At 67.1% G+C, this 23,180-nt stretch carries 20 protein-coding genes and 1 tRNA gene; 11 read left to right on the top strand and 10 right to left on the bottom strand.

The features are described 5' to 3' along the window. Window positions 1–330 precede the first annotated feature (330 nt). The 4 genes from AC1PLS_RS08640 to serS form a co-directional block, all read right to left on the bottom strand. On the bottom strand, window positions 331–1,077 hold the full coding sequence (locus tag AC1PLS_RS08640) for a hypothetical protein (RefSeq protein ID WP_184517070.1): 747 nt from the start codon (window positions 1,075–1,077) through the stop codon (window positions 331–333). 429 nt (window positions 1,078–1,506) lie between these two features. After that, a tRNA-Ser gene (locus AC1PLS_RS08635) sits at window positions 1,507–1,596 on the bottom strand. Window positions 1,597–1,933: 337 nt separating this feature from the next. After that, window positions 1,934–2,950 carry a LysR family transcriptional regulator gene (locus AC1PLS_RS08630; RefSeq protein ID WP_016903391.1) on the bottom strand — a complete coding sequence of 339 codons (1,017 nt, stop codon included), beginning with the start codon at window positions 2,948–2,950 and terminating at the stop codon, window positions 1,934–1,936. Between the two features lie 465 nt (window positions 2,951–3,415). Further along, a complete protein-coding gene (serS, locus tag AC1PLS_RS08625; protein WP_349777894.1) occupies window positions 3,416–4,696 on the bottom strand; it encodes a serine--tRNA ligase in 1,281 nt (426 codons plus the stop codon). Window positions 4,697–4,807: 111 nt separating this feature from the next. On the opposite strand from serS, the gene AC1PLS_RS08620 reads away from it, so the two are divergent. Both AC1PLS_RS08620 and AC1PLS_RS08615 read left to right on the top strand, forming a co-directional pair. Further along, a complete protein-coding gene (locus AC1PLS_RS08620) occupies window positions 4,808–5,470 on the top strand; it encodes an energy transducer TonB (protein WP_161961181.1) in 663 nt (220 codons plus the stop codon). Window positions 5,471–5,819: 349 nt separating this feature from the next. Next, complete coding sequence (locus tag AC1PLS_RS08615; protein WP_481104483.1) at window positions 5,820–6,287, top strand: energy transducer TonB; 468 nt, start codon at window positions 5,820–5,822, stop codon at window positions 6,285–6,287. 172 nt (window positions 6,288–6,459) lie between these two features. Here the strand turns inward: AC1PLS_RS08615 and aroA are convergent, their stop codons facing one another. From aroA to serC, 3 genes are all read right to left on the bottom strand, one after another. Then, window positions 6,460–7,773, bottom strand: a complete 1,314-nt coding sequence (gene aroA, locus AC1PLS_RS08610) for a 3-phosphoshikimate 1-carboxyvinyltransferase (RefSeq protein WP_179464895.1) — start codon at window positions 7,771–7,773, stop codon at window positions 6,460–6,462. A gap of 127 nt (window positions 7,774–7,900) precedes the next feature. Further along, the gene (pheA, locus tag AC1PLS_RS08605) at window positions 7,901–9,103 is read right to left on the bottom strand and encodes a prephenate dehydratase (protein ID WP_054592844.1); all 1,203 of its coding nucleotides are present in this window, start codon (window positions 9,101–9,103) and stop codon (window positions 7,901–7,903) included. 67 nt (window positions 9,104–9,170) lie between these two features. Next, on the bottom strand, window positions 9,171–10,256 hold the full coding sequence (gene serC / locus AC1PLS_RS08600; RefSeq protein WP_184434198.1) for a phosphoserine transaminase: 1,086 nt from the start codon (window positions 10,254–10,256) through the stop codon (window positions 9,171–9,173). Window positions 10,257–10,434: 178 nt separating this feature from the next. Between serC and msrP the strand changes: the two genes are divergently transcribed. Beyond that, on the top strand, window positions 10,435–11,403 hold the full coding sequence (gene msrP, locus AC1PLS_RS08595; RefSeq protein ID WP_024940184.1) for a protein-methionine-sulfoxide reductase catalytic subunit MsrP: 969 nt from the start codon (window positions 10,435–10,437) through the stop codon (window positions 11,401–11,403). A gap of 130 nt (window positions 11,404–11,533) precedes the next feature. Then, the gene (gene msrQ / locus AC1PLS_RS08590; protein WP_102256259.1) at window positions 11,534–12,190 is read left to right on the top strand and encodes a protein-methionine-sulfoxide reductase heme-binding subunit MsrQ; all 657 of its coding nucleotides are present in this window, start codon (window positions 11,534–11,536) and stop codon (window positions 12,188–12,190) included. Here the strand turns inward: msrQ and AC1PLS_RS08585 are convergent. Next, a complete protein-coding gene (locus AC1PLS_RS08585; protein ID WP_065032371.1) occupies window positions 12,132–12,941 on the bottom strand; it encodes an FHA domain-containing protein in 810 nt (269 codons plus the stop codon). The two genes, msrQ and AC1PLS_RS08585, sit on opposite strands and share 59 nt — an antisense overlap. A 173-nt stretch (window positions 12,942–13,114) precedes the next feature. Between AC1PLS_RS08585 and AC1PLS_RS08580 the strand changes: the two genes are divergently transcribed. The 3 genes from AC1PLS_RS08580 (at window position 13,115) to AC1PLS_RS08570 (ending at window position 15,364) form a co-directional block, all read left to right on the top strand. Next, window positions 13,115–13,390, top strand: a complete 276-nt coding sequence (locus AC1PLS_RS08580) for a polyhydroxyalkanoic acid system family protein (protein ID WP_054592843.1) — start codon at window positions 13,115–13,117, stop codon at window positions 13,388–13,390. 182 nt (window positions 13,391–13,572) lie between these two features. Then, complete coding sequence (locus AC1PLS_RS08575; protein ID WP_166771186.1) at window positions 13,573–14,127, top strand: phasin family protein; 555 nt, start codon at window positions 13,573–13,575, stop codon at window positions 14,125–14,127. Between the two features lie 232 nt (window positions 14,128–14,359). Further along, entirely contained in the window at window positions 14,360–15,364 is a 1,005-nt protein-coding gene (locus tag AC1PLS_RS08570; protein WP_184434196.1) for a restriction endonuclease, read from the top strand. 41 nt (window positions 15,365–15,405) lie between these two features. Here AC1PLS_RS08570 and hutC read toward each other — a convergent pair whose 3' ends face one another. After that, window positions 15,406–16,179 (bottom strand): histidine utilization repressor, encoded by a 774-nt coding sequence (hutC, locus tag AC1PLS_RS08565; protein ID WP_243849336.1) that lies wholly within the window; start codon window positions 16,177–16,179, stop codon window positions 15,406–15,408. Between the two features lie 4 nt (window positions 16,180–16,183). Continuing rightward, window positions 16,184–17,554: a formimidoylglutamate deiminase gene (locus AC1PLS_RS08560; protein WP_166771183.1), complete on the bottom strand. Its 1,371-nt coding sequence runs from the start codon at window positions 17,552–17,554 to the stop codon at window positions 16,184–16,186. A 60-nt stretch (window positions 17,555–17,614) separates the two neighbouring features. Here AC1PLS_RS08560 and hutI point away from each other — a divergent pair, with 60 nt between their 5' ends. From hutI to hutU, 4 genes are all read left to right on the top strand, one after another. Continuing rightward, entirely contained in the window at window positions 17,615–18,820 is a 1,206-nt protein-coding gene (gene hutI, locus AC1PLS_RS08555; RefSeq protein WP_166771182.1) for an imidazolonepropionase, read from the top strand. 13 nt (window positions 18,821–18,833) lie between these two features. Then, window positions 18,834–20,375: a histidine ammonia-lyase gene (gene hutH, locus AC1PLS_RS08550; protein ID WP_166771181.1), complete on the top strand. Its 1,542-nt coding sequence runs from the start codon at window positions 18,834–18,836 to the stop codon at window positions 20,373–20,375. A 217-nt stretch (window positions 20,376–20,592) separates the two neighbouring features. Continuing rightward, window positions 20,593–21,453 (top strand): N-formylglutamate deformylase, encoded by an 861-nt coding sequence (gene hutG, locus AC1PLS_RS08545; protein ID WP_054592817.1) that lies wholly within the window; start codon window positions 20,593–20,595, stop codon window positions 21,451–21,453. Between the two features lie 16 nt (window positions 21,454–21,469). Further along, the gene (gene hutU, locus AC1PLS_RS08540) at window positions 21,470–23,137 is read left to right on the top strand and encodes a urocanate hydratase (RefSeq protein ID WP_184434193.1); all 1,668 of its coding nucleotides are present in this window, start codon (window positions 21,470–21,472) and stop codon (window positions 23,135–23,137) included. Window positions 23,138–23,180: the final 43 nt, after the last annotated feature.

Here is a 23,180-nt window from a genome sequence, read left to right as displayed (position 1 = left end):
AGGCAGCCACTTGTCGAGGGCCGCACGCCTACTCTGGCCTGCCGTTGCAATGGCAATGGCTAATAGACGGGCGATGCAGCCTACGCCCGGCATTCCTTTCGCTTTTCTGGTCGAAGCTACCGCTTCGTTGGAGAAACCCGCGGCAGTCCTCGCAGGCGGCTGATCTTGCTCATTTCATGAACAATTTATAGCCAGGCCACGCCCCTGATGTTTTTCCTCGTTCGCTGCCGCAAGGCTTAACTCCCATCAGCACACCAACACACAGTAATCACCGTTTGAAAGACGGCGGTGTTGTCGCACTGGCAGCCTGCACCTGCACCTGCACCGAGGTCAGGGCACTCGCTCAAACGACACCATATCGCGTTGACCATGCAAGAGCAGCGAAAGCACGGCGCTGCCATCCGGACGCATCTGCATCCTGGCTTGGCTGTCGCTGAGCCCCCGGCAGTAGCCTCTATCGTTGGCACCGATCCAGGCAGTCAAAGCACCTGCCTCATGCCCGGCATAGCGCAATTCCACTTGGCAGTCCCGAGGAGCGCCATAGCGCAGGCGACCGACCACATCACCCGGCCGGACCGCCGTCGCCACCAGATCCAGCTGCGCCGACGTCAGGCCGTTTGAGCGCCAGCGCCCTGCTTCGGTCAACGCTGCATCGGCCTTCTGGTCCAGGGCAATGACAAGCGGCGCCTCGCGACCCAGCAGCGTGAGCTGAATGCCTGATGCCATCCCATCCGCTGCCTGGAGCTGGGCACGCCCGCCGGAGAGCGCATCACAGAACTTGCCACCATTGCGCGACTGCAGCGCGTAATCGTCTGCTTGCGCACGCAGCTCCAGTGCGCAATTGAACGGGGGCCCGAATCGCAGGTCCGCACCCTGCATGCCATCGGCTCCTGCTGCACGCGCTCTCAGAACGACATAAACCGGCCCGGTGCCGCCGCGGGTGGACAGGATTCCGCGCCAATCCCCGGGCGGAATGCTGTCAGCCGCAGCAGCCGGTGCTGCAGGCAGCACCAGGCAAAGCGCGAGCGCCGAAATCATGCGAAAGATGCGACGCAGACGATGATGTCGAGCAGACATTGGAAGTCCCCATGGCGAATTTGACCGAGTGGAAAGGCCGTCCCGGCGCTACCCAGCAACGGCCGCAGCGATCGCGGGGACGGCGAGCAGATGATGGCCATAAATCAGCTGCTGCGCCGAGACAGACGGCAGAGATTTGCACACGCGTTGGCCGCATCGGTTGGCGGCTGCCCCGCGCCTGATTAATACGATTGGCATGAACGTCGCTGATCGCCGCCCGGCGATCGGATGACACACACTTCAAGCCCCAACACACGCGAGCAGGCATCAACACACCGCAGTGCCATGAAGAAACCCTCCGGCTGTCCACGGCTCGACCACTCAGTAACCGCGATGAACGAACGGACCGCGGCGCCAAGTATGGGACAGGCGATGGGACGAATCGGCGGGTCTTGAAAAAATCGGGCGCCTTAGTGCTCCAGCGACGTATGGCGGAGAGAGTGGGATTCGAACCCACGGAAGGTTTGACCCTTCGCCGGTTTTCAAGACCGGTGCCTTAAACCGCTCGGCCATCTCTCCGATGCTGCTTTGCGTGACCGCCGAAGGCGCCGGGTGATCACACTTGCGCCACGCGCGATGCGGGTGACGCCTGTCGATGGACGCCGCATTGCGCGCTGCCATCGACCCGGGATTGCTCCCGGGCGCGCATTCTCGCATGCCCGGACGCGCTTTGCTAAGCGCTGCGTCTTGCCGAGCTGCCAGGCTTTGCAAAGGGGTTCCGCTTGCCGGGTACGCAGCGTTCCCGACGACGCGGCCCTGCCAGGCGGCGCAGCGCTGATGTGCCGACGTCGACAACCAGGACCTCGACGACCAGGCGCAGCGCTTGGCCGGCTTCAGCCACGAACAGGCAAAGCGCTCAGCCGGCTTCTGCCACGGCCAGGCGCGGTGCGGTCGCGGCCGCACGCTTGAGCTTTTCGGCCAGCTCGGCGCAGTTGCCGCCGCAATCCAGGCGCGAACGTTCGATTTCCTGCGGCAGGTGCTCGGCCAGGAAGTCGATGAACACCCGCACCGCCGGCAGCAGCCCGCGGCGCGAGGCGAACACCGCGTGGCAGATGCCTTGCGGCAGCGACCAGTGCGGCAGCACCACTTCCAGTTCGCCGCTGCGCACTGCCTGGGCGCACACGGTTTCCGGCAGCATGGTGATGCCGAAGCCATCGCGCGCCATCGACTGCAGCAGCGGGAAATCGAAGCCGGCCAGACGCGGCTGCAGGTCCACGCGGCGCATCTCGCCATTGGGGCCGTGCAGTTCCCAGCGCTGGTGCGCTTCGTCTTCGCTGGTGCTCATGGTGGTGTGGTTGGCCAGCTCGCTCGGGTCCTTCGGACGCCCGGCGCGGTCCAGGTATTTGGGGCTGGCCACCAGCAACTCCTGCACCTGGCCAAAGCTGCGCATCACCAGGCTGCCGTCGTCGTCCAGGCGCGATCGCACGCGCAGCGCGATGTCGTAGCCCTCGTTGATGACGTCGACGCGGCGATTGCTGATGTTGAGCTGCAGCCGCACCTTGGGGTACTTGGCCAGGAATTCCGGCAACAGCTTGGGCAGCTGGATCTGCGCCAGCGAGACCGGAACGCTCACACGTACAAGACCGCGCGGCTCGGCACTGAGACGATCCACCACCTCGCGCGCGGCCTGGGCTTCGGCCAGCATGGTCTGCGCGTGCCGATGCACGCTGGTGCCGACGTCAGTGACCGCAAAGCGGCGCGTGGAGCGCTGCAGCAGGCGCACGCCAAGATCCGTTTCGAGCTGGCTGATACGGCGGCTCAGGCGCGACTTGGGGATCCCGAGCGCACGCTCGGCCGCGGCAAAGCCGCCGTGGTCCACCACCATCGCGAAGTAGTACAGGTCATTCAGGTCGTGCATGGCGCAGGCATCCATGGATAGAACGATAAGTGACATTTAATCACCTTTATTCCAGCAGAGCAACGACCTGATACATCAGAAATGTAGTTCCTTGCAGCCAGACCATCGAACTCTTGCGCACGGAGCTTCCTCTTTTTACCAAGGCAACGCCCAGCACCCGGCACAGATGTCGGCAGGTAGCGCTCGCTAGATCCGCCGGGGTCTTCCAGGCGCCGCAACAGGCCGTGCACCATGAAAATGCAAACGGGGCCAATGATGGCCCCGTTCCTGATCAATATGTCTAACAGCTACGCCACCGCAACTTGGGTAGCTGAGCGGCCGCGCCAGCAACGGCGCTCAACAAGGCTGACGAGCGAGCCGGAGCTGGCAGTTGCCAGTCGAGGCTGCCTGCCCGCCCGACATCGAGCATGAAGATGCACGCCCATTCCAGGCATCGGCCGCGCCCGTCTGCACACCGCGCAGCGGGTGCCTCGGCCGCTCTTATCCGATCCGCTCGAGCCCACCCATATACGGACGCAGCACCTCGGGCACATCGATCGAGCCGTCGGCGTTCTGGTAGTTCTCCATCACCGCGATCATCGCGCGGCCCACGGCGGTGCCGGAGCCGTTGAGCGTGTGCAGCAGCTCCGGCTTGCCGCTGGCTGGGTTGCGCCAGCGCGCCTGCATGCGCCGCGCCTGGAAATCGCCGCAGTTCGAGCACGACGAAATCTCGCGATAGGTGTCCTGCGACGGCAGCCACACCTCCAGATCGTAGGTCTTGATCGCCGAGAAGCCCATGTCGCCGGTGCACAGCAGCACCTTGCGATACGGCAGGCCGAGTTTTTCCAGCACCACTTCGGCGCAGCGGGTCATGCGCTGATGCTCGGCATCGCTGTGTTCCGGCGCGCAGGCGGTGACCAGTTCGACTTTTTCGAACTGGTGCTGGCGGATCATGCCGCGCGTGTCGCGGCCGCCGCTGCCGGCTTCGGCACGGAAGCACATCGAGTGCGCGGTCATGCGCAATGGCAGACGCTCGGCATCGACGATTTCGTCGCGCACGATATTGGTCAGCGGCACTTCCGAGGTGGGGATCAGATAGCGGCGCGACTCGCCCACTTCGGTCTGAAACAGGTCGTCCTCGAATTTGGGCAGTTGCCCGGTGCCGCGCATCGACTCGGCATTGACCAGCAGCGGCACGTTGGTTTCTTCATAGCCATGCTCGCCGACATGCAGGTCGAGCATGAATTGCGCCAGCGCGCGGTGCAGCCGCGCGACCGGCCCGCGCAGCACAGTGAAACGCGCACCCGACAGCTTGGCGGCAGTCTCGCCGTCCAACCAGCCGTGCGGTGCACCGAGTTCCACATGGTCTTTGACCGGGAAGTCGAACTGGCGCGGCGTGCCCCAGCGCGACTGCTCGACATTCTCGCCCTCGTCCTTGCCCTGCGGCACGTCGTCGGCCGGCAGATTGGGCAGGCCCAGCGCGATGGTCTCCAGCTTGGCGCGAATCACCTCCAACGCGTCTTCGGAGGCCTTGAGCTCATCGCCGAAACCGGCCACTTCGGCCATCAGCGCAGTGACATCCTCGCCCTTGGCCTTGGCCTGCCCGATCGCCTTGGACTTGGAGTTGCGCTGACTCTGCAGCTCCTGCGTGCGCACCTGGATGCGCTTGCGCTCGCTTTCCAGCGACTCCAGTTCCGCGGTGTCCAGGGAGAAACTGCGCGTGCTGCGCAGGCGCTCGGCAAGGTCGGCGGGATGTTGGCGAAGCAGGGCCGGATCTAGCATCGGGAGTCTGTGTGTCGGTAGGAAGCGCGAGATTATCGCCTGTTCCGCCACCTGCTGCGATCGATTCACCGCCGCTATGCCAGAATTGGCTCGATCCTTCAGGTGAGCCCTATGCCCGCGCCCCGCCCTGCGTCCGATCGGCAGATTGTCCTGCGACTGCCCCGCCACACCCTGAAAATTGCCGGTATCGCCTTCGTTGCCGGCCTGCTGCTGTTCCTGCTGGTGTGGGCCACCGGCCGCAAGGACGACTTCTACAAGGCCTCGCCGGCGCAACCGGCTGCGGGTGCGCAGGCCGACGACAACATCCAGCCGCTGCCCGCGCCGCTGCCGGCCCAGGACGGCGCCAGCGACATGCCACAGGCCAAACCACCGGAAGAAACCCCGACACTGGTGGAAACCGCACCGCCAGCCCCGCCCGCGCCGACGCCCTTGCCGGAGGACGCGGTTCCCGGCGCGCCGGGCGCAGCACCGGCAAACACCGCGGCGGCTGCAGGCGGAGATCGCCCGGTGCCGATGCAGGGCCAGATGCCGCCGCCGCGCTACCCCGCGGCTGCCCTGCGTCGCGGCGATGCCGGCGATGTGGTGGTGCGGGTGGACGTGGACGCGGCGGGCAATCCGGGCGGGGTGACGCTGGTGCAACGCAGCGGCTCGCGCGATCTGGACCGCGCCGCGATGGAAGCGGTGCGTCACTGGCGCTTCCATCCGGCGCAGCGCAACGGCCAGCCGATTGCCGGCAGTCTGGATATCCCGTTCGAGTTCAAGCCGGCGCAGTAAGCCCCGCCGATACGCCGCGTCGTGCGCACCGCACACGACGGCGGCCAGACTGCCGCAATCGACGAACACCACTGCGCGTTAACCGGACAAGGCGGGGCGAACCAGACCCCGACTCGGCTTGACCAAGCTGAATGTCTACCGCCGTTTAAACCTTCCTGAGCGCCCTGCCTTAGCTGGCCCTCAGGCAAGGCCGACCAGACTGGCCACGTCATCCCAAAGATGCGCCAGGAGGCCGGCCATGTCCTTCATCTCCAATCCTTCGTCACACCCTACCCAGGCACTGCCGCAGCGCCCCGTGCATGCGCAAGACCGCGTGGGCGACGACACGGCCGACGGCGCCTCGCCATGGCTGTGGGCGACCCTGCTGGCGTTGCTGGTGGTGGTGCCGACCTGGTGGTGGGCCCGCCATAGCGACGAATCGTTTGCGACCGACACGCGCCCCGCGCCTGCGGCCAGTCGCCAGATCCTGCCGACCTCGGAGGGTCCGCGTGCGATGACCATGATCGCGCACCAACCCGCGCGCGCGGTGATCAGCACCCAAGAAGCGATTCCGCTGCCGGGCAATGCGGTGCCGCGCTACCCGTCGGACATTGCGCAGGCCGGGATCGCAGGCAGCCGCACCGCGCGACTGCAGCTGGACGTGCAAGGCCGGGTGAGCGATGTGAGCATCGTCGATCGCAGCGGCAGCAATGACCCGCGCCTGGATGCAGCGGTGATGGACAGCTTGCGTCAGTGGCGTTTCGAGCCAGCCACCCGCGATGGCCACGCCGTCGTCAGCAGCGTGCAGGTGCCGGTGGAGTTCACCGCCGAGCACTGAGCGGGATCATCAACCAAGTCGGATCGCAGTGGCGCCGTGCTGGCTGTAATACGGTATCCAAGCGTTGACTGACAGGCGTTACGACGCCTTTGGTCGACCGCTCCTCATCCGAAGAGCAGTCCTCAACCAGCAAGACAACTGCCCGCCTTTCCTACTGAAGCCGTTTCACTACTCAGGCCGTTTCAAGCCCGAAACCGGCGCCCCGCGCCAGGCTGTCGAAGCCCGGGAACGAGGTTGCGACATTGGCCACGTCATTGACCCGCACGCTGCCGGTGGACAGCTGCCCGGCAATGGCAAACGCCATCGCGATGCGGTGGTCGCCGTGGCTTTCGATCACGCCGCTGCCGATGCTGCCGCCGTGAATGGTGGCGCCATCCGGGGTTTCGTCCACACGCACGCCCAGCGCGCGCAGCCCGGTGGCCATGGCTGCAAGGCGGTCGGACTCCTTGACCCGCAGTTCGGCAGCGCCGGTGACCACCGTCTGCCCGGTTGCGGCAGCGGCGGCCACAAACAGCGCCGGGAATTCGTCGATCATGTCCGGCACCAGCGCTTCAGGAATCTGCGCGCCCTGCAGCGGTGCATAGCGCACGCGCAGATCGGCCACCGGCTCGCCGCCATGTTCGGCATGACGTTCTTCGGCGATATTCGCGCCCATCAGCCGCAGTGCCGCCAGCAACCCGGTGCGACGTGGATTCAGGCCCACCGCACGCAGCAGCACGTCCGAACCGGGAATGATGCTGGCTGCCACGATGAAGAACGCCGCCGACGAGAAATCGGCAGGCACCGCGATATCGGTGGCGCGCAGACGCTGACCACCGCGCAACCGCGCCTTGCCGGGCGAGAAATCGATCTCAACGCCAAACGCGGACAACATGCGCTCGGTGTAATCGCGGGTGGGATGCGGCTCGCTGACCGACGTCTCTCCCTGCGCATACAGGCCTGCCAGCAACACCGCGGATTTGACCTGCGCACTGGCCACCGGCGAGACGAAGTCGATGCCATGCAAGGCCTGGCCGCCGTGCACACGCAGCGGCGGGGTGCCGTCGTCTTCGGTGTCGATGCGCGCGCCCATCTGTGCCAGCGGGCCGGTCACGCGCCGCATCGGGCGCTTGGACAGCGACGCATCGCCGACCAACTCGCTATCGAAACGCTGCGCGGCCAGCAGGCCGGCAAGCAGACGCATGCCGGTGCCGGCGTTGCCACAGTCCAGCGCCTGGCTGGGCGGCTGCAGGCCATCCACGCCGACGCCGTGCACGATGCGCTGCGATGCCGACGGCGTGTCGATGCGCACACCGAGCTGGGCGAAAATGGCCGCGGTAGAGCGCGTGTCTTCGCCTTCGAGAAAGCCGTCGATCTGCGAGACGCCATCGGCCAGCGCGGCGAACATCACCGCGCGATGCGAGACCGACTTGTCGCCGGGAATGGCCAGGCTGCCCTGCAATGCGCTGCCCTGCCGGGCGATCCAGTGGTGCGTGCTGCTGCTCATGCGTGTGATCCGATTGCTGCGGCATCGCCCTGTGCGGCGATGCGCGTTGAAAAGTGTCGTGGCGCTGCCGTCACCTCGGCCGGTGACGGCGCGCCCGTCAGGACGGCGCTGGCGTGACGCCCGGCGCTCAGGGAATGGCGACCGGATACGAGCCCAGCACTTTGATCTGCGCCGAGTGCGCTTCCAGTTCGGCCAGCGCCTGCTTCATCGCCTCGTCTTCCACGTGGCCGGCCAGGTCGATGAAGAAGCCGTATTCCCACTTGGCCTGGTGCGAGGGACGCGACTCGATGCGGTTCATGCTGATGCCATGCCGCGCGAACGGACTGAGCACGTCGAACAACGCACCCGGCTTGTCGTGGATGAACACCAGCACCGAGGTGCGGTCATGCCCGGAGGTGGGGAAGATCTGCCGGCCGATCACCAGAAAACGCGTGGTGTTGTCGTCGTCGTCTTCGATCGACTTCATGATGACTTTCTTCAAGCCATACACATGCGCGGCGCTCTCGCCGCCGATCGCCGCGGCATCCTCGGCATTGCGGGCGCGGCGTGCGCCTTCGGCATTGCTGGAGACGGCGATCTTCTCGACCTTGGGCAGGTGCGAACGCAGCCAACCGGCGGTCTGCGCAAACGACTGCGAATGCGCGTAGATGCGCTCGATGTCTTCCAGCCGGCCGTTGCGCGAGAGCAGGTACTGGTGCACGCGCAGTTCGACTTCGCCGCAGATTTTCAGGTTGGAAGTCAGGAACATGTCCAGGGTGACCTGGATGGTGCCCTGGCCGGAATTTTCCACCGGCACCACGCCGAAATCGGCATTGCCGGCTTCCACTTCCTGGAACACTTCCTCGATGGTCGCCATCGGCAGGCCAACTGCCGAACGGCCGAAGTGCTTGAGCACCGCCTGCTGGCTGAAGGTGCCTTCCGGGCCGAGATAGCCGATCTTCAACGGCTCCTGCTGGGCCAGGCACGCGGACATGATTTCGCGGTACACGTGCACCAGCACTTCATCGCTGAGCGGGCCTTCGTTGCGGTCCACCACCATGCGCAGTACCTGCGCCTCGCGCTCGGGCCGGTAGTAATCCACCGCTGCGGCGAGCTTGCCCTTGGCCTTGCCGACCTGATGGGCGAAGTTGGCGCGTTCGGCGATCAACGCCTGGATGGTGCGGTCGATCTCGTCGATCTTGGCGCGCACGTCGGCCAGCACCGGCGCAGCGGTGGCCGGCTTGGTCGCGCGCTTGTCTGAGGCGTTGGCCGCGGACTTGGCGGCGGACTTGCCTGCCGGCTTGGTCTTGCCGCCGGTGGCGGCACTGGGCTTGCTGGACTTGGGAGCCATCGCTCGGCATTCCTTGAAATTGCGGCGCATGCGCCTGCGCGGCATGCGCCGCGGTCGAATGAAAGACTCAGCCGTGACGCTGCTGGAAGTCGTGCATGAAGCTCGCCAGCGCCTGCGCGCCCGCCACCGGCATCGCGTTGTACAAGGACGCGCGAATGCCGCCGACCGCCTTGTGCCCCTTCAGCGCCAGCAGCCCGGCCGCCTTGGATTCGCTGACGAACAACGCATCCAGCTGCTCGTCGGCCAGGAAGAACGGGATGTTCATGCGCGAGCGCACTGCCGGCTTGACCAGGTTGCGATAGAACCCGCCGGAGCCGTCGATCGCGCCATACACCAGCGCGGCCTTTTCGGCGTTGCGGCGGGCGAACTCGTCCACCCCGCCCTGCTCCAGCATCCACTTCACGGTGAGTCCGAGCAGATACCAGTTCCAGGTCGGCGGCGTGTTGAGCATCGAATCGCGGGCGGCATGCGAGGCGTAGTTGAAGATGTCCGCGCGCGGCTGGCCGGCGCGTTCGAGCAGGTCGCGCCGCACGATCAGCACCGAGATGCCGACCGGGCCCAGATTCTTCTGCGCGCCGGCATAGATCAGCCCGTAGCGCGACACATCCAGCGGCTCGGAGGCGATCGACGAACTGAAATCGGCAAACAGCGGCAAGGTACCCACTGCCGGGGTGTCGCGGAACTCGACGCCGTGGATGGTTTCGTTGGCGGTGATGTGCACGTAGGCCGAGTGCGGCGACAAGGTCCAGCTGGCCACCGGCGGAATGTCGGTGAAGCCGCCCGCCTGGCCGTCTGCGGCAATGCGCGCATCCACATAGGTGGACGCCTGCTTGATCGCGGTCTTGCCCCAGTGGCCGGTGATCACGTAGTCGGCAGCCTGGCCGGGTGCGGCGAAATTCAGCGGCAGCAGCGCCTGGATGGTGGTGGCGCCACCGGCAGTGAACAGCACCGCGTAATCGTCGGGAATCGACAACAGGGTGCGCAGATCGGCTTCGGCCGCGGCCGCCACGGCCATGAAATCGGCGCTGCGGTGGCTGATTTCCACGATCGAGGCGCCGACGCCGTTCCACTCGACCATCTCTTCCTGCGCCTGGCGCAGGACCGATTCCGGCAATGTCGCAGGGCCGGCACTGAAATTGAACGCGCGTGTCATGGCACACCTTGGCGAGCTAGCCTTCTAGTATGCCGCAGCGCACCGGCCTTGGCAGCGTTGCAGAAAAGTTGCATGTGCATCCTTCTCACCCACGGCGACGTATGGTTTGCGTAGGCCATCGGCAGCGTCATCACCATGGTCCGGTATTCTCATCAGCAGCCACTGTCAGGAGCGAGCCATGTCCCTTCGCGATGTCTTGAAGACGCCGTCCAGCGAGATCACCGATGAGGCCGTCTACCGCGACCGACGCCGGCTGCTGCAGCTGTTTGCGCTGACCCCGGCGCTGGGCGTGGCCGGCTGCGCCGAGGCCGATCCGCCGCCTCCGCCCAAGACCGTGGTGACCCCGGCGCAGGCGCGCAGCGGCTTCCGTACCGCCGAGGAACTGACCCGGCTGGAAGACGTCACCAGCTACAACAACTTCTACGAGTTCGGCACCGACAAGACCGACCCGTCCAAGGCCGCCAAGACCCTGAAGCTGTCGCCTTGGTCGGTGAAGGTCAGCGGCGAATGCGAAAAGCCCGGCAGTCTGTCGCTGGACGAGTTGCTCAAGGGCATCAGCGCGGAGGAACGCATCTACCGGCTGCGCTGTGTGGAAGGCTGGTCGATGGTGATCCCGTGGACGGGCGTGCCGCTGGGCGAGGTGCTCAAGCGCTTCGCACCGACCTCCAAGGCCAAGTACGTGGCATTCACCACGCTGGCCGATCCGCAGCAGATGCCGGGCGTGCGCTACCGCTCGATCAACTGGCCGTACCGCGAGGGCCTGCGCATCGACGAAGCGATGCATCCACTGACCCTGCTGGCCACCGGCCTGTACGGCAAGCCGCTACCGCAGCAGAACGGCGCGCCGCTGCGGCTGGTGGTGCCGTGGAAGTACGGCTTCAAGAGCATCAAGTCGATCGTGGAAATCCGCTTTGTCGAAAAGATGCCCGAGACCGCGTGGCACGATCTGCAGCCGTCCGAGTACGGCTTCTTTTCCAACGTCAATCCGGCGGTGGATCACCCACGCTGGAGCCAGAAGACCGAGCGCCGTATCGCCGGCACCGCGAGCAAGTTGTTCGCCGAGCGCATCGCGACCAAGCCGTTCAACGGCTATGCGGACCAGGTCGCCTCGCTGTACGCGGGGATGGACCTGAAGAAGTGGTTCTAGGCAGTAATGTCCCCCGCGTAGGAGCGCACCCGGGCGCGACGGGCGTTACCAAGAATGCCCGTCGCGCCCGGGTGCGCTCCTACGATGCATGTTGATGCCCGCGCGGCATCGCTTCCTTCTTCGAGATCGCATGGCCAAGACCTCCGCATCCCTGATCGCCGCCAAGACCCTGGTGCATGTCGCCGCGCTGACCCCAATCGCCTTGCTCGGCTGGCAGTTCTGGCAGGTATGGCAAACCGGCAGCGATGCGCTGGGCGCCGATCCGGTGGCCGAAATCGAGCACCGCACCGGGCTGTGGGCGCTGCGCTTCCTGTTGATCACCCTGGCGATCACGCCGCTGCGCCAGCTCACCGGCCAGGCGACGCTGATCCGATTCCGGCGCATGCTCGGGCTGTACGCATTCTTCTACGCCAGCGTGCATCTGGCGGCCTACCTGAGCCTGGATCTGCGCGGCTTCTGGACGCAGATCTTCGAAGAGATCCTCAAGCGCCCCTACATCACGGTCGGCTTTGCGGCATGGCTGCTGCTGGTGCCGCTGGCGATCACCTCCACCCAGGGCTGGATGCGGCGGCTCAAGCGCAACTGGGGCCGCCTGCACATGCTGATCTATCCGATCGGCTTGCTGGCGGTACTGCATTTCTGGTGGCTGGTGAAATCCGACATCCGCGAACCGGCGCTATATGCCGGCATTCTGGCGGTGCTGTTGAGCTGGCGGATCTGGAAGAAACTCAGCGCGCGCCGAACCACAGCAAGGCGCTCAACGCCGCCGCCAGCAACACCGCGCTGAGCAGCAACCACGGCCAGCGCGCCACCTTGACCGGCGCACGCGCCGGTTCGCCGGGCGCGCGTGGTGGCGGCAACGGCTCCGACTCCGGAAGGTCCCAGGTGGTGCCGTGATGGGTGCGCGGCACCTCCACGACAAAGCGATGGCGGGCATCGAACACGACCTGGTCGCCGGCCTGCAGCCAGCCGTCGCGCACCTGCACGCCGTTGATCCAGCTGCCTTCTTCCGAACCCAGGTCGCGGATCAGCACGCGGTCGCCGTGGCGTTCCAGGCGCGCGTGCTGCGCGGCGAAGGCCGGGTCGTCGATGACGATGTCCGCCGCCGGGTCGCTGCCGACCAGGCGTGAGCGGTCCAGGGTGAAGCTGCGCCCGTGATGGCGGCCGCCCAGCCCGCGCAACAACAGGCAGACCTCGCTCAGGCCGGCATCGTCGTCCGCAACGTCGTTGGCCGGCGCGCTCGACGGCGCACTGCGCAGCAGCATCTCCACGCCGTCGGCGTAGATCGCATCGCCGGGGCGCAACAGCGCCATGCGCCGCACCGGACGTCCGTTGACGTGGATGCCGCGGATCCCGTTGGCCACCTGCAGCCACAGCCCGCGCTGGTCCAGGCAGAACTGCGCCAACAGCAACGCCCCCTGCGCATCGGCAACCACCCGCACACTGCCGGAGGCATGGCGGACGATCCGGTGGACGCCGGGCTTGAGGGAATGATCCGGCTGCTGCCGGTGGGTGAAATGAACTTGCAGATCGCGCACCCGCCGCAGCCTAGCAGGTTTGCCCCGCGCCGCGGCCAACAATGTGACCTGCGTCCGGCCGACGCAGGTACGGCACCGAGGTGCGTCGCTGCTCGGCCACACGCGCGCCGCACTTGGAGCCTGGCCCGCGCATGCGCACAATGCACGCTTCTTTCGTCTTTCCCATGGAACCCATGTCCAGCATCGATATCCGCCACGACCATGCCTTGCCGCCGGCCCAGGCCCGCGCAGCGATCGACGCGGCGGCGCGCAAGTTGACCGATCGCTATGGCGTCGCCTCGCATTGGGAAGGCGATACCTTGCGCATCGCGCGGGCCGGCGTGGATGGGGCGATCACCCTGCTACCGCAGCAGGTACATGTCACCGCCGAGCTCGGCTTCCTGTTGTCGGCGATGCAGCCGATGGTGGAATCGGAGATCCGTCGCCTGCTGGCCGAAAAACTCGTCTGAGCCGCAGCGTCGTTGGTCCGGGCCTGATCACCCGGCCATGCCCTGACCGCACCGGTGCTTCAGCGACAAGTCACCCGCGCGGCCCATTGCAGGCGGATGCTCTGGACGTGCTTCACCTGCTCGATGCAGTGCCGGGACTAGGGTGAAGGCAACGTCACTTTGGCAACCCACAGGAGCATTCCATGACGACCGGATACGATCAGAACGGCAAGCGCGACGATGCCGCGCACGGCTTCCAGGCGCAGGCAGAACAGATTTCGCGCCGGCTCGGCGAATCGGCGCAGACGGTGTGGCTAGCCGGGCTCGGTGCGCTGGGAAGGGTGCAGAGCGAGGGTGGCAAGTTGTTCGATTCGCTTGTGCGCGAAGGCGCAGCCTACGAGCGCAGCGGCCAGCGCAAGGCGGCCGAAAGCGTCGATGAGCTGCGCGAAGAGGTGGAAACCCAGTTCGAACAGGCACGCGACACTGCCGTGCGCGGCTGGGACAAGCTGGGCAAGGCCTTCGACGAACGCGTCAAGGGCGTGCTGCGCACGCTCAACATCCCCGAGCAGGACGAACTGGAAAACCTGCGCCGCGAGGTGGAATCGCTCAAGGCCCAGGTGCGCGCCAATACTGCCGCGACCAAGCGCGCCAACCGCACCGCCAATCAGGCAGCACAGGCCGCCAGCAGCGACACCACCGGCGCGGGCTCGGCCGGCGGCAGCTCCAGTCCCAACAATGCTGCATTCGATGGTGAATAAGCCGGCCCGATGATGTTGCAAAGCAGCATGATTTTTTAGACAATCGGGAAGGACCCGCCAGTCCTGCACTACGAAGTCCGTTTGCTCCCCTCCCCTCACGGCTTCGGACTGGCGGGTCTTTCGCTATCTGGATCACGGTGCGTGGTATCGCCGCTCGCGATCCATTGACGAATCTGCGGCGAAAGATTCTTCTAGGCGTACCGCTTCGTCATACGTTCCATACCTTCGCTTGATGCTCATGCCTTCCTGGATTGTGGCGCTTGTGGCTTCCCTGCTGCTCTGGCTGGGAGTGTGTGCGTATGTGTGGCTGGTGCGCCGCCGTGCCAACGAAACCAGCGAGGGCGTGCGTGCGTTGGCGGCGATGCACTGGCGCGACTTTTCCGCCGTGGTGCAGCGCATGCTGCAGGAGCAACGCGGCTGGCAACCCACGCAGGTGCCGCAGGACGGCCTGCCGACGGCCGACTTCATGATGCAGACCGAGCACGGCACGCGCCTGGTGGCCTGCAAGCACGGGCGCGGCTACCGCATCGGCGTGGCAGCGGTGAACGAGCTGGGGGCGATGGCACGGCTGGCCGGCGCGGGCGGCGGCGTGATGGTGACCGAGGGCCGCATGGAACGCGAAGGCCTGGCGGCCGCCGAGAAGCAGTCCATCGAAGTGCTGGATGGGGTGCGCCTGTGGCCCTTGCTCAAACCGTATCTGCCGGGCGATGTGGAAACTGGCGTGGTCGGCATGGCGCGCCGTCGCGCGATCCGTCACAGCCTTATTGCCGGTGCAGCGCTGGCGACCCTGGCGCTGGTCGCGGTGCTGGCCTTGCAACCGGTGCAGCCACCTGCGCCCACGCAGCAGGCAACGGTGGTGGCCGCCCCACGCGCTGCCGCAGCGGTCGCTGCAACACCTGCACAGCAGGGCGCGAGCTCGCCGCAGGCCGCGCCACCATCAACCGCACCGCCGGCACTGACGCCATTGGCAGGCGATGCCGAACCGGATGCGGCAACCATGCAGGGCTATCAGCGCGAGGTGTCCAAGGCGCTGGCACAGACGCCCGGCTTGGTGCGCGGCATCTGGATCACCCAGGCAACGCTGGCGGTGGATCGCTCGGTTGACGATGCGGCGGCGTGGCCGTTGATCTGCCGCGAACTGCAGCGCTATCCCTACCTGCGCACCGTGCGCGTGCAACTCAATCCACGCCCCGGCGTGGACGAAGCGGTGCGCTGGCGACAGTGCACGACGATCTGATTCATGCATCGCCCCATGCGCCTGCGCGCGAGGCTTGAGGCTCAGCGCATTCCCGGTGCGAACCGCGCCACCAGGTCGTAGGATCCGCCCAGGAACAGCTGCCGCACATAGGTGACCGGCTGGTCGCCGCGCCAGGTGTGGCGATCGATGACCAGACAGGCCGCGCCATCGTCCACCTGCAGGCGTTCGGCTTGTGCGGCGTCCGCATTGACGGCGCTGATGCGGTGTTCGGCGCGCGTCCACGGCACGTTGCGCAACAACCAGCTGCCCGGCGCCACGTCGGTGAACGGCTGCTGCAATGCCTCGGGCACGGTGGTGGTGTCGATCACCCGCTGCTCCAGCGCGAACGGACTGCCGTCTGCCAGGTGCACGCTTTCCAGCGCCAGCACCTTGCCGCTGCTGCCCAGGGCCCGCTCCTGCGGCACGCGCAGGCGCGGGCTGCGCAGTCGACGCGACAGCAACGCGAACCGGTAGAGGTGGCCGCGCGCGGTCATCTCCACTTCGATGTCGGGGATCGACAACGCGACCTGCTCCAGATGCGGATGCGGGCGCGCCACGAACGAGCCGGTGCGGCGCCGGCGTTCGATCATGCCGGCATCGGCAAGCAGGCCGAGTACCTTGTTCACGGTCATGCGCGAACAGCCGTATTGCGCCATCAGCTCGTGCTCGGGCGGCACCCGGTGACCGGGCGGCCAGTCGCCACTGTGGATGCGGCGTTCCAGATCCTGCCGGATGCGTTGATGCAGGGTGCCGGGCGCGGCGATGGGGGTGGCGGTCAAAACAGGTCTCCGGTCAGACCCGCATTGTGCGCGCATCCACTCATTTGCTCAGCAGCGATCGCAGAACCCCGGCAAAACGCGCGGCAATCCGCGCGCGATCCACATGGCGCCCGTCGCGCACCACCGGTTGCCCGGCGCGCCAGACGGTGCGCACGGCACCGCCGCGCGCGGCGAACAGCCAACTGTCCAGCAGCGCATCGTCGTTGCGGGCCAGCAGCGCCGGATGGGTCGGGTCCAGTTCGAGCAGATCGGCCGATGCGCCGACCTGGATGCCGCTGCGCGCAATGCCCAGGGCCTGCGCCGCACCCTCGCCCGCCTGCTCGAACAACCAACGCCCGCTGGAGGCGCCCGCCTGCGCCAGCACATTGCGTGCCTGCAGCTGCAGACGCTGGCCGTATTCGAGCAGGCGCAGTTCTTCGGCCGCGTCGATCAACACATTCGAATCCGAGCCGACACCAAAGCGCCCGCCCGCAGCGGCAAATGCCTGCATCGGGAACAGGCCGTCGCCCAGATTCGCCTCGGTGATCGGGCACAGCCCGACCACCGCGCCGCTGCCGACGATACCCTGCAGCTCGCTCGCGTCCACATGCGTGGCATGCACCAGGCACCAGCGCGCATCCACCGGCGCGTTGGCCAGCAGCCACTGCAGCGGGCGCTGGCCGGACCAGGCCAGGCAGGCCTGGACCTCGCGCTGCTGCTCGGCGATATGGATGTGGATCGGGCCATCGGTGAGCGGCACCAACGCCGCCAACTGCTCCGGCGTGACCGCGCGCAGGCTGTGTGGCGCCAGCCCGAGCACGGCATCCGGCAATGGTTTCAGGCTGCCCTTGCAGTCGTCCAGCAACCGCGCGAAGCCGTCGAGGTCGTGGATCAAACGACGCTGCGCTGCGCTGGGCGCGACGCCACCGAAATCCGCATGCGCATAGAACACCGGCAACAGCGTCAGCCCGATGCCGGTGTTGGCGGCGGCAGCGGCGATGCGCCCGGACATTTCGCCGGCCTGCGCATACGCCGCGCCGCCGGGGCTGTGGTGCAGGTAATGGAATTCGCCGACGCGGGTGAAGCCGCTTTCGAGCATTTCCACATAGGCCTGTTCGGCGATCGCCTGCAGGCTGTCCGGATCGAGCCGGTCGACGAAGCGGTACATCAACTCGCGCCAGCTCCAGAAACTGTCGCCGCTGCGCCCGCCCACTTCGGTCAGCCCGGCCATGCCGCGCTGGAATGCGTGGCTATGCAGGTTGCCCAGCCCGGGCAGCAGCCGCTCGACCCGGCTGTCGCCGGCAGCGGGTGCGGTGCCGGGCTGCACCGAGGCGATGCGCCCCTGCGCCAGCGTGATCCGCACGTCGCCCGCCCAGCCATCGGGCAGGAGAGCCCGCGCCGCCCACAACGCCTGCACCTGTTGGTCTGCCACTGGACACCCTCGATTGCCGGTTTTATTGTATATACATATCAGACACCACGAGCCTGCGCCATGCATTGCGACGTCCTCTGGCACAACGCACAGCTGATGACCCTGGACGCAGCCGATGGTGGCCTGGGCATCGTGGACGATGGCGTTCTGGCCTGCCAGGACGGCCGCATCACCTACGCCGGCCCGGCCGCGCAGGCCCCGGCGCTAAAAGCGGACGTTGCGCACGATTGCCGGCGCCGCTGGATCAGCCCCGGCCTGATCGATTGCCATACCCATCTGGTGTATGCAGGCAATCGCGCCAACGAATTCGAGCAACGCCTGCGCGGTGCCAGTTATGCCGAGATTGCCGCAGCCGGCGGCGGCATCGTGGCCACGGTGCGCGCCACCCGCGCCGCCGACGACGCAGCGCTGCTGGCCGCCAGCCTGCCGCGCCTGGACGCCATGCTCGCCGAAGGCGTGACCACGCTGGAAATCAAATCCGGCTACGGGCTGACGCTGGAGGACGAAACCAAGCAGCTGCGCGTGGCACGCCAGCTCGCGGCACTGCGCAAGGTCGAAGTGGTTCCGACCTTCCTCGGTGCGCATGCGGTGCCGCCGGGCGGCGATGCGCAGAGCTATATCGACGCCGTCTGCACGCAGATGATTCCGGCGATCGCCGCGCAAGGGCTTGCCGAGGCGGTGGACGTGTTCTGCGAGCATCTGGCGTTCTCGCCCGCGCAGGCCGAACAGGTCTTCCGTGCCGCGCAGGCACATGGCCTGGACATCAAGATCCATGCCGAGCAACTGAGCAATCAGCATGGCGCGCAACTGGCCGCACGCCATGGCGCGTTGTCGGCCGATCACATCGAATACCTGGATGACGCCGGCATTGCGGCGATGGCCGGCGCCGGCACCGTCGCGGTGCTGTTGCCGGGCGCGTTCTATTTCACCCGCGACACCCAGCTGCCGCCGATCGCGGCGTTGCGCGCCGCCGGCGTGCCGCTGGCACTGGCCACCGACTGCAATCCGGGCACCTCGCCGCTGACCAGCCCACTGCTGGCGATGAACATGGCCGCCACGCTGTTCCGCATGACCGTGGACGAGTGCATCGCCGGGTTCACCCGCGAAGCCGCACGCGCACTCGGGCGCGGCGAGCGACTCGGCCGGCTGCGCGCCGGCCTGCACTGCGACCTGGCGATCTGGGACATCGATGCGCCGGCCGACCTGGTCTACCGCATGGGCTTCAACCCTCTTCATGCCCGCGTCTGGCGCGGGCATTCCTGCTGAATCCGGAGTCGTCATGAGTGCTTCTCTTGTCTTGCAGCCCGGCCAGGTCACGCTGGCGCAGTGGCGTGCGCTGTATCGCGGCGCCGACGTCGTGCTGGACGACGCCTGCGCGGCCGCGGTCCTGCGCAGCGCGCAGACGGTGGAGGCCATCGTGGCGCGCGGCGAGCCGGTGTATGGCGTCAATACCGGCTTCGGCAAGCTGGCCAGCGTGCGCATCGAACGCGAGGACCTGCATGCCCTGCAGCGCAATATCGTGCTCTCGCACGCCGCCGGCGTCGGCGAGCCCACGCCGGTGCCGGTGGTGCGGCTGATGATGGCGCTCAAGCTCACCAGCCTGGCCCAGGGTGCTTCCGGGGTACAGCCGCAGACGCTGGCATTGCTGGACGCGATGCTGCGCCTGGGCATCACGCCGGTGGTGCCGTGCCAGGGCTCGGTCGGTGCCTCCGGCGATCTGGCACCGCTGTCGCACCTGGCCGCGGTGATGATCGGCGTCGGCGAAGCCTTCGTCGGCGGGCAACGCCTGCCTGCCGCCGACGCGCTGGCGCAGGCGCAGCTGCAGCCGCGCGTGCTGGGCGCCAAGGAAGGCCTGGCGCTGCTCAACGGCACCCAGTTCTCCACCGCCTGCGCCTTGGCCGGCCTTTTCGAGATCGAAACCGTGCTGCAGGCCGCGTTGGTCACCGGCGCGCTGTCGGTGGAAGCGGCCAAGGGCTCGGACACGCCGTTCGATGCGCGCATCCATGCCTTGCGTGGCCAACCGGGGCAGATCGCCACCGCTGCCGCGCTGCGCGCGCTGATGGCCGATTCGAGCATCCGCGAATCGCACCGGCTCGGCGATGTGCGTGTGCAGGATCCGTACTGCCTGCGCTGCCAGCCGCAGGTGATGGGCGCGGCGCTGGACATCATGCGTCAGGCCGCACGCACGCTGGAGATCGAGGCCAATGGCGTCTCGGATAACCCGCTGGTGTTCAGCGATACCGGCGAGGCCTTGTCCGGCGGCAACTTCCACGCCGAGCCGGTGGCCTTCGCAGCCGACATGCTGGCGATGGCGGTCTGCGAAATCGGCTCGATCAGCGAACGCCGCACCGCGATGCTGGTCGACCCGGCCTTGTCGGGCCTGCCGGCGTTCCTCACCCCGCGTCCGGGCCTGAATTCCGGCTTCATGATTCCGCAGGTCACCGCAGCGGCCCTGGTGTCGGAGAACAAGCAGCGTGCGTATCCGGCCAGTGTCGATTCGATTCCGACCTCGGCCAATCAGGAAGATCATGTGTCGATGGCCGCGCATGGCGCGCGGCGTCTGCTGGCGATGGCCGAGAACGCCGCGCACGTGATCGGCATCGAACTGCTGGCGGCCGTGCAAGGCTGCGACTTCCATGCGCCGCTGCGCTCCAGCGCCGCGCTGGAAGCCGCGCGCGCCCTGCTGCGCGCGCAGGTGCCGACCCTGCAGGACGACCGCTATTTCCATCCCGACATGCTGGCGGCCAGTGCGTTGGTGCGTTCGGGTGCGCTCGCGCAGGCGGTTGCCATCGCCTTGCCAGGCGTGGAGCAGCACGCATGACGCGCCACCTCGCAGCCGCTGGAATGAGCTCGGCAGCGTCGTGTTCGCGCGTGCAAGGTCTCGCGTCACTGCCGAGCGCGCATCTGCGCGACGACCATGCACTGCGGGCGATACGCGCGCGCGGACTGCTTGCGCGTCAGGTCGTGCTGCGCGCCGGCCGGACGCAGGCGCGACATCGTCGCGCCTTGACGATCGCACCAGCACAAGGCGCACCGCGATGAGCGCCCTGCCCTGGCTCGAGATCCACCGCGGCGATGCGCCGCTGATCCTCAGCTTCCCGCATACCGGCACCGAGCTGCCCGAGGAGATGGTCGACCAGTTCGTCTCGCCCTGGCTGGCACGCCGCGATGCCGATTGGTGGGTGCATCAGCTGTACGACTTCGCGCAATCGCTCGGCGCCACCACCGTGCGCACCGCGATCTCGCGCTCGGTGATCGACGTCAACCGCGATCCCAGCGGAGCGTCCCTGTACCCGGGCCAGAACACCACCGGCCTGTGCCCGCTGACCACCTTCGACAACCAGCCGCTGTATGCCGACGGCGCCGAACCCGACCAAGCGCAGATCGCCTGGCGCCGCACGCAGTGGTTCGACCCCTATCACGCTGCGCTCGCTGCCGAGATCGCGCGCCTGCGCACGCAGCACGCCAGCATCGTGGTCTACGACGCGCATTCGATCCGCTCGCATATTCCGCATCTGTTCGATGGCGAGCTGCCGCAGTTCAACATCGGCAGCAACGACGACCGCAGTTGCGATCCGGCCCTGGCCGATGCGGTGGAGCAGCTGTGCCGCAGCAGCGGCTCGAGCACCGTGCGCAACGGGCGCTTCAAGGGCGGCTGGATCACCCGCCATTACGCGCAGCCCGGGCATGGCGTGCATACGCTGCAGATGGAGCTGGCGTGCCGCGGCTACATGCGCGAGCCGGACACCATCACCCCGCAGAACTGGCCCACGCCCTGGCTCCCCGCGCATGCGGTCGCACTACGCGCGGTGCTGCGTCACGTGCTGCTGGCCTGCCTGCAGTTTGCCAATACCACCGCTCACTCCTCCGCCACCACGCCGCCTGCGGCGCACCGTTGATTGCAAGGAAACCGGCATGACCCGTCACGACGCAACCCGCGTCATCCGCGCCGCAACCGGCACCACGCTCACCGCAAAAAGCTGGCTCACCGAAGCGCCGCTGCGCATGCTGATGAACAACCTGGACCCGGACGTGGCCGAGCGCCCGCAGGAACTGGTGGTCTATGGCGGGATCGGCCGCGCCGCGCGCGACTGGGAATCCTTCGATGCGATCGTCGCCGCGCTAACGCGCCTGGACGACGACCAGACCCTGCTGGTGCAGTCCGGCAAGCCGGTCGGGGTGTTCCGCACGCATGCCGATGCGCCGCGCGTGCTGATCGCCAACTCCAACCTGGTGCCGCGCTGGGCCAGCTGGGAGCATTTCAACGAACTCGATCGCAAGGGTCTGGCGATGTACGGCCAGATGACCGCCGGCAGCTGGATCTACATCGGCGCGCAGGGCATCGTGCAAGGCACCTACGAAACCTTCGTGGAGATGGGCCGCCAGCATTACGGCGGCAGCCTGGCCGGCAAGTGGCTGTTCACCGGTGGCCTGGGCGGCATGGGCGGCGCGCAGCCGCTGGCCGCGGTGATGGCCGGCGCCTCGTGCCTGGCAGTGGAATGCCGCCGTTCCAGCATCGACATGCGCCTGCGCACCGGCTACCTGGATACCTGGACCGACGACCTGGACGAAGCGCTGCGCCTGATCGAGGAATCGTGCACGGCGAAGAAACCGCTGTCGGTCGGCCTGCTCGGCAATGTCGCAGACGTGCTGGACGAACTGCTGCTACGCGGGGTCAAGCCGGACCTGCTGACCGACCAGACCTCCGCGCACGACCCGATCAACGGCTACCTGCCGCAGGGCTGGACGGTGGAGGAATGGGACGCGAAACGCGTGAGCGCACCGAAGGAGGTGGAAGCCGCCGCGCGCGACTCGATGGCCAACCACATCCGCGCCATGCTCACCTTCCACGCACTCGGCGTGCCCACCGTCGATTACGGCAACAACCTGCGCCAGATGGCGCTGGAAGCAGGCGTCGACAACGCGTTCGACTTCCCCGGCTTCGTGCCCGCCTATATCCGGCCGCTGTTCTGCCGTGGCATCGGCCCGTTCCGCTGGGTCGCGCTCAGTGGCGATCCGGACGACATCGCCAAGACCGATGCCAAGGTCAAGGAGCTCATTCCCGACGATGCGCATCTGCACCGCTGGCTGGACATGGCTGCCGAAAAGATCGCCTTCCAGGGCCTGCCTGCGCGGATCTGCTGGGTCGGTCTGGGCGACCGCCATCGGCTCGGCCTGGCCTTCAATGCGATGGTGCGCAGCGGTGAATTGAAGGCGCCGGTGGTGATCGGCCGCGATCATCTGGATTCGGGCAGCGTCGCCTCGCCCAACCGCGAAACCGAGGCCATGGCCGACGGCTCGGATGCGGTCTCCGACTGGCCGCTGCTCAATGCCCTGCTCAACACCGCGTCCGGTGCGACCTGGGTGTCGCTGCATCACGGCGGCGGCGTCGGCATGGGCTTCTCGCAACACGCCGGCATGGTCATCGTCTGCGACGGTAGCGAGGCGGCCGACAAGCGTCTGGAGCGCGTGCTCTGGAACGACCCGGCCACCGGCGTGATGCGCCACGCCGATGCCGGCTACGCCATCGCCACCGACTGCGCGAAGCAAAAAGGCCTGGATTTGCCCGGCATTCTCGGCTGAGGATTCTCGGCCCCGGCTGTTTCGCCGACCGCGTGCACGCCGT

The sequence above is a fragment of the Xanthomonas sp. NCPPB 3218 genome, from assembly GCF_056725185.1.
Note: the sequence above shows the minus strand (reverse complement) of the source record. Positions and strands in the feature narration are given on the sequence as shown.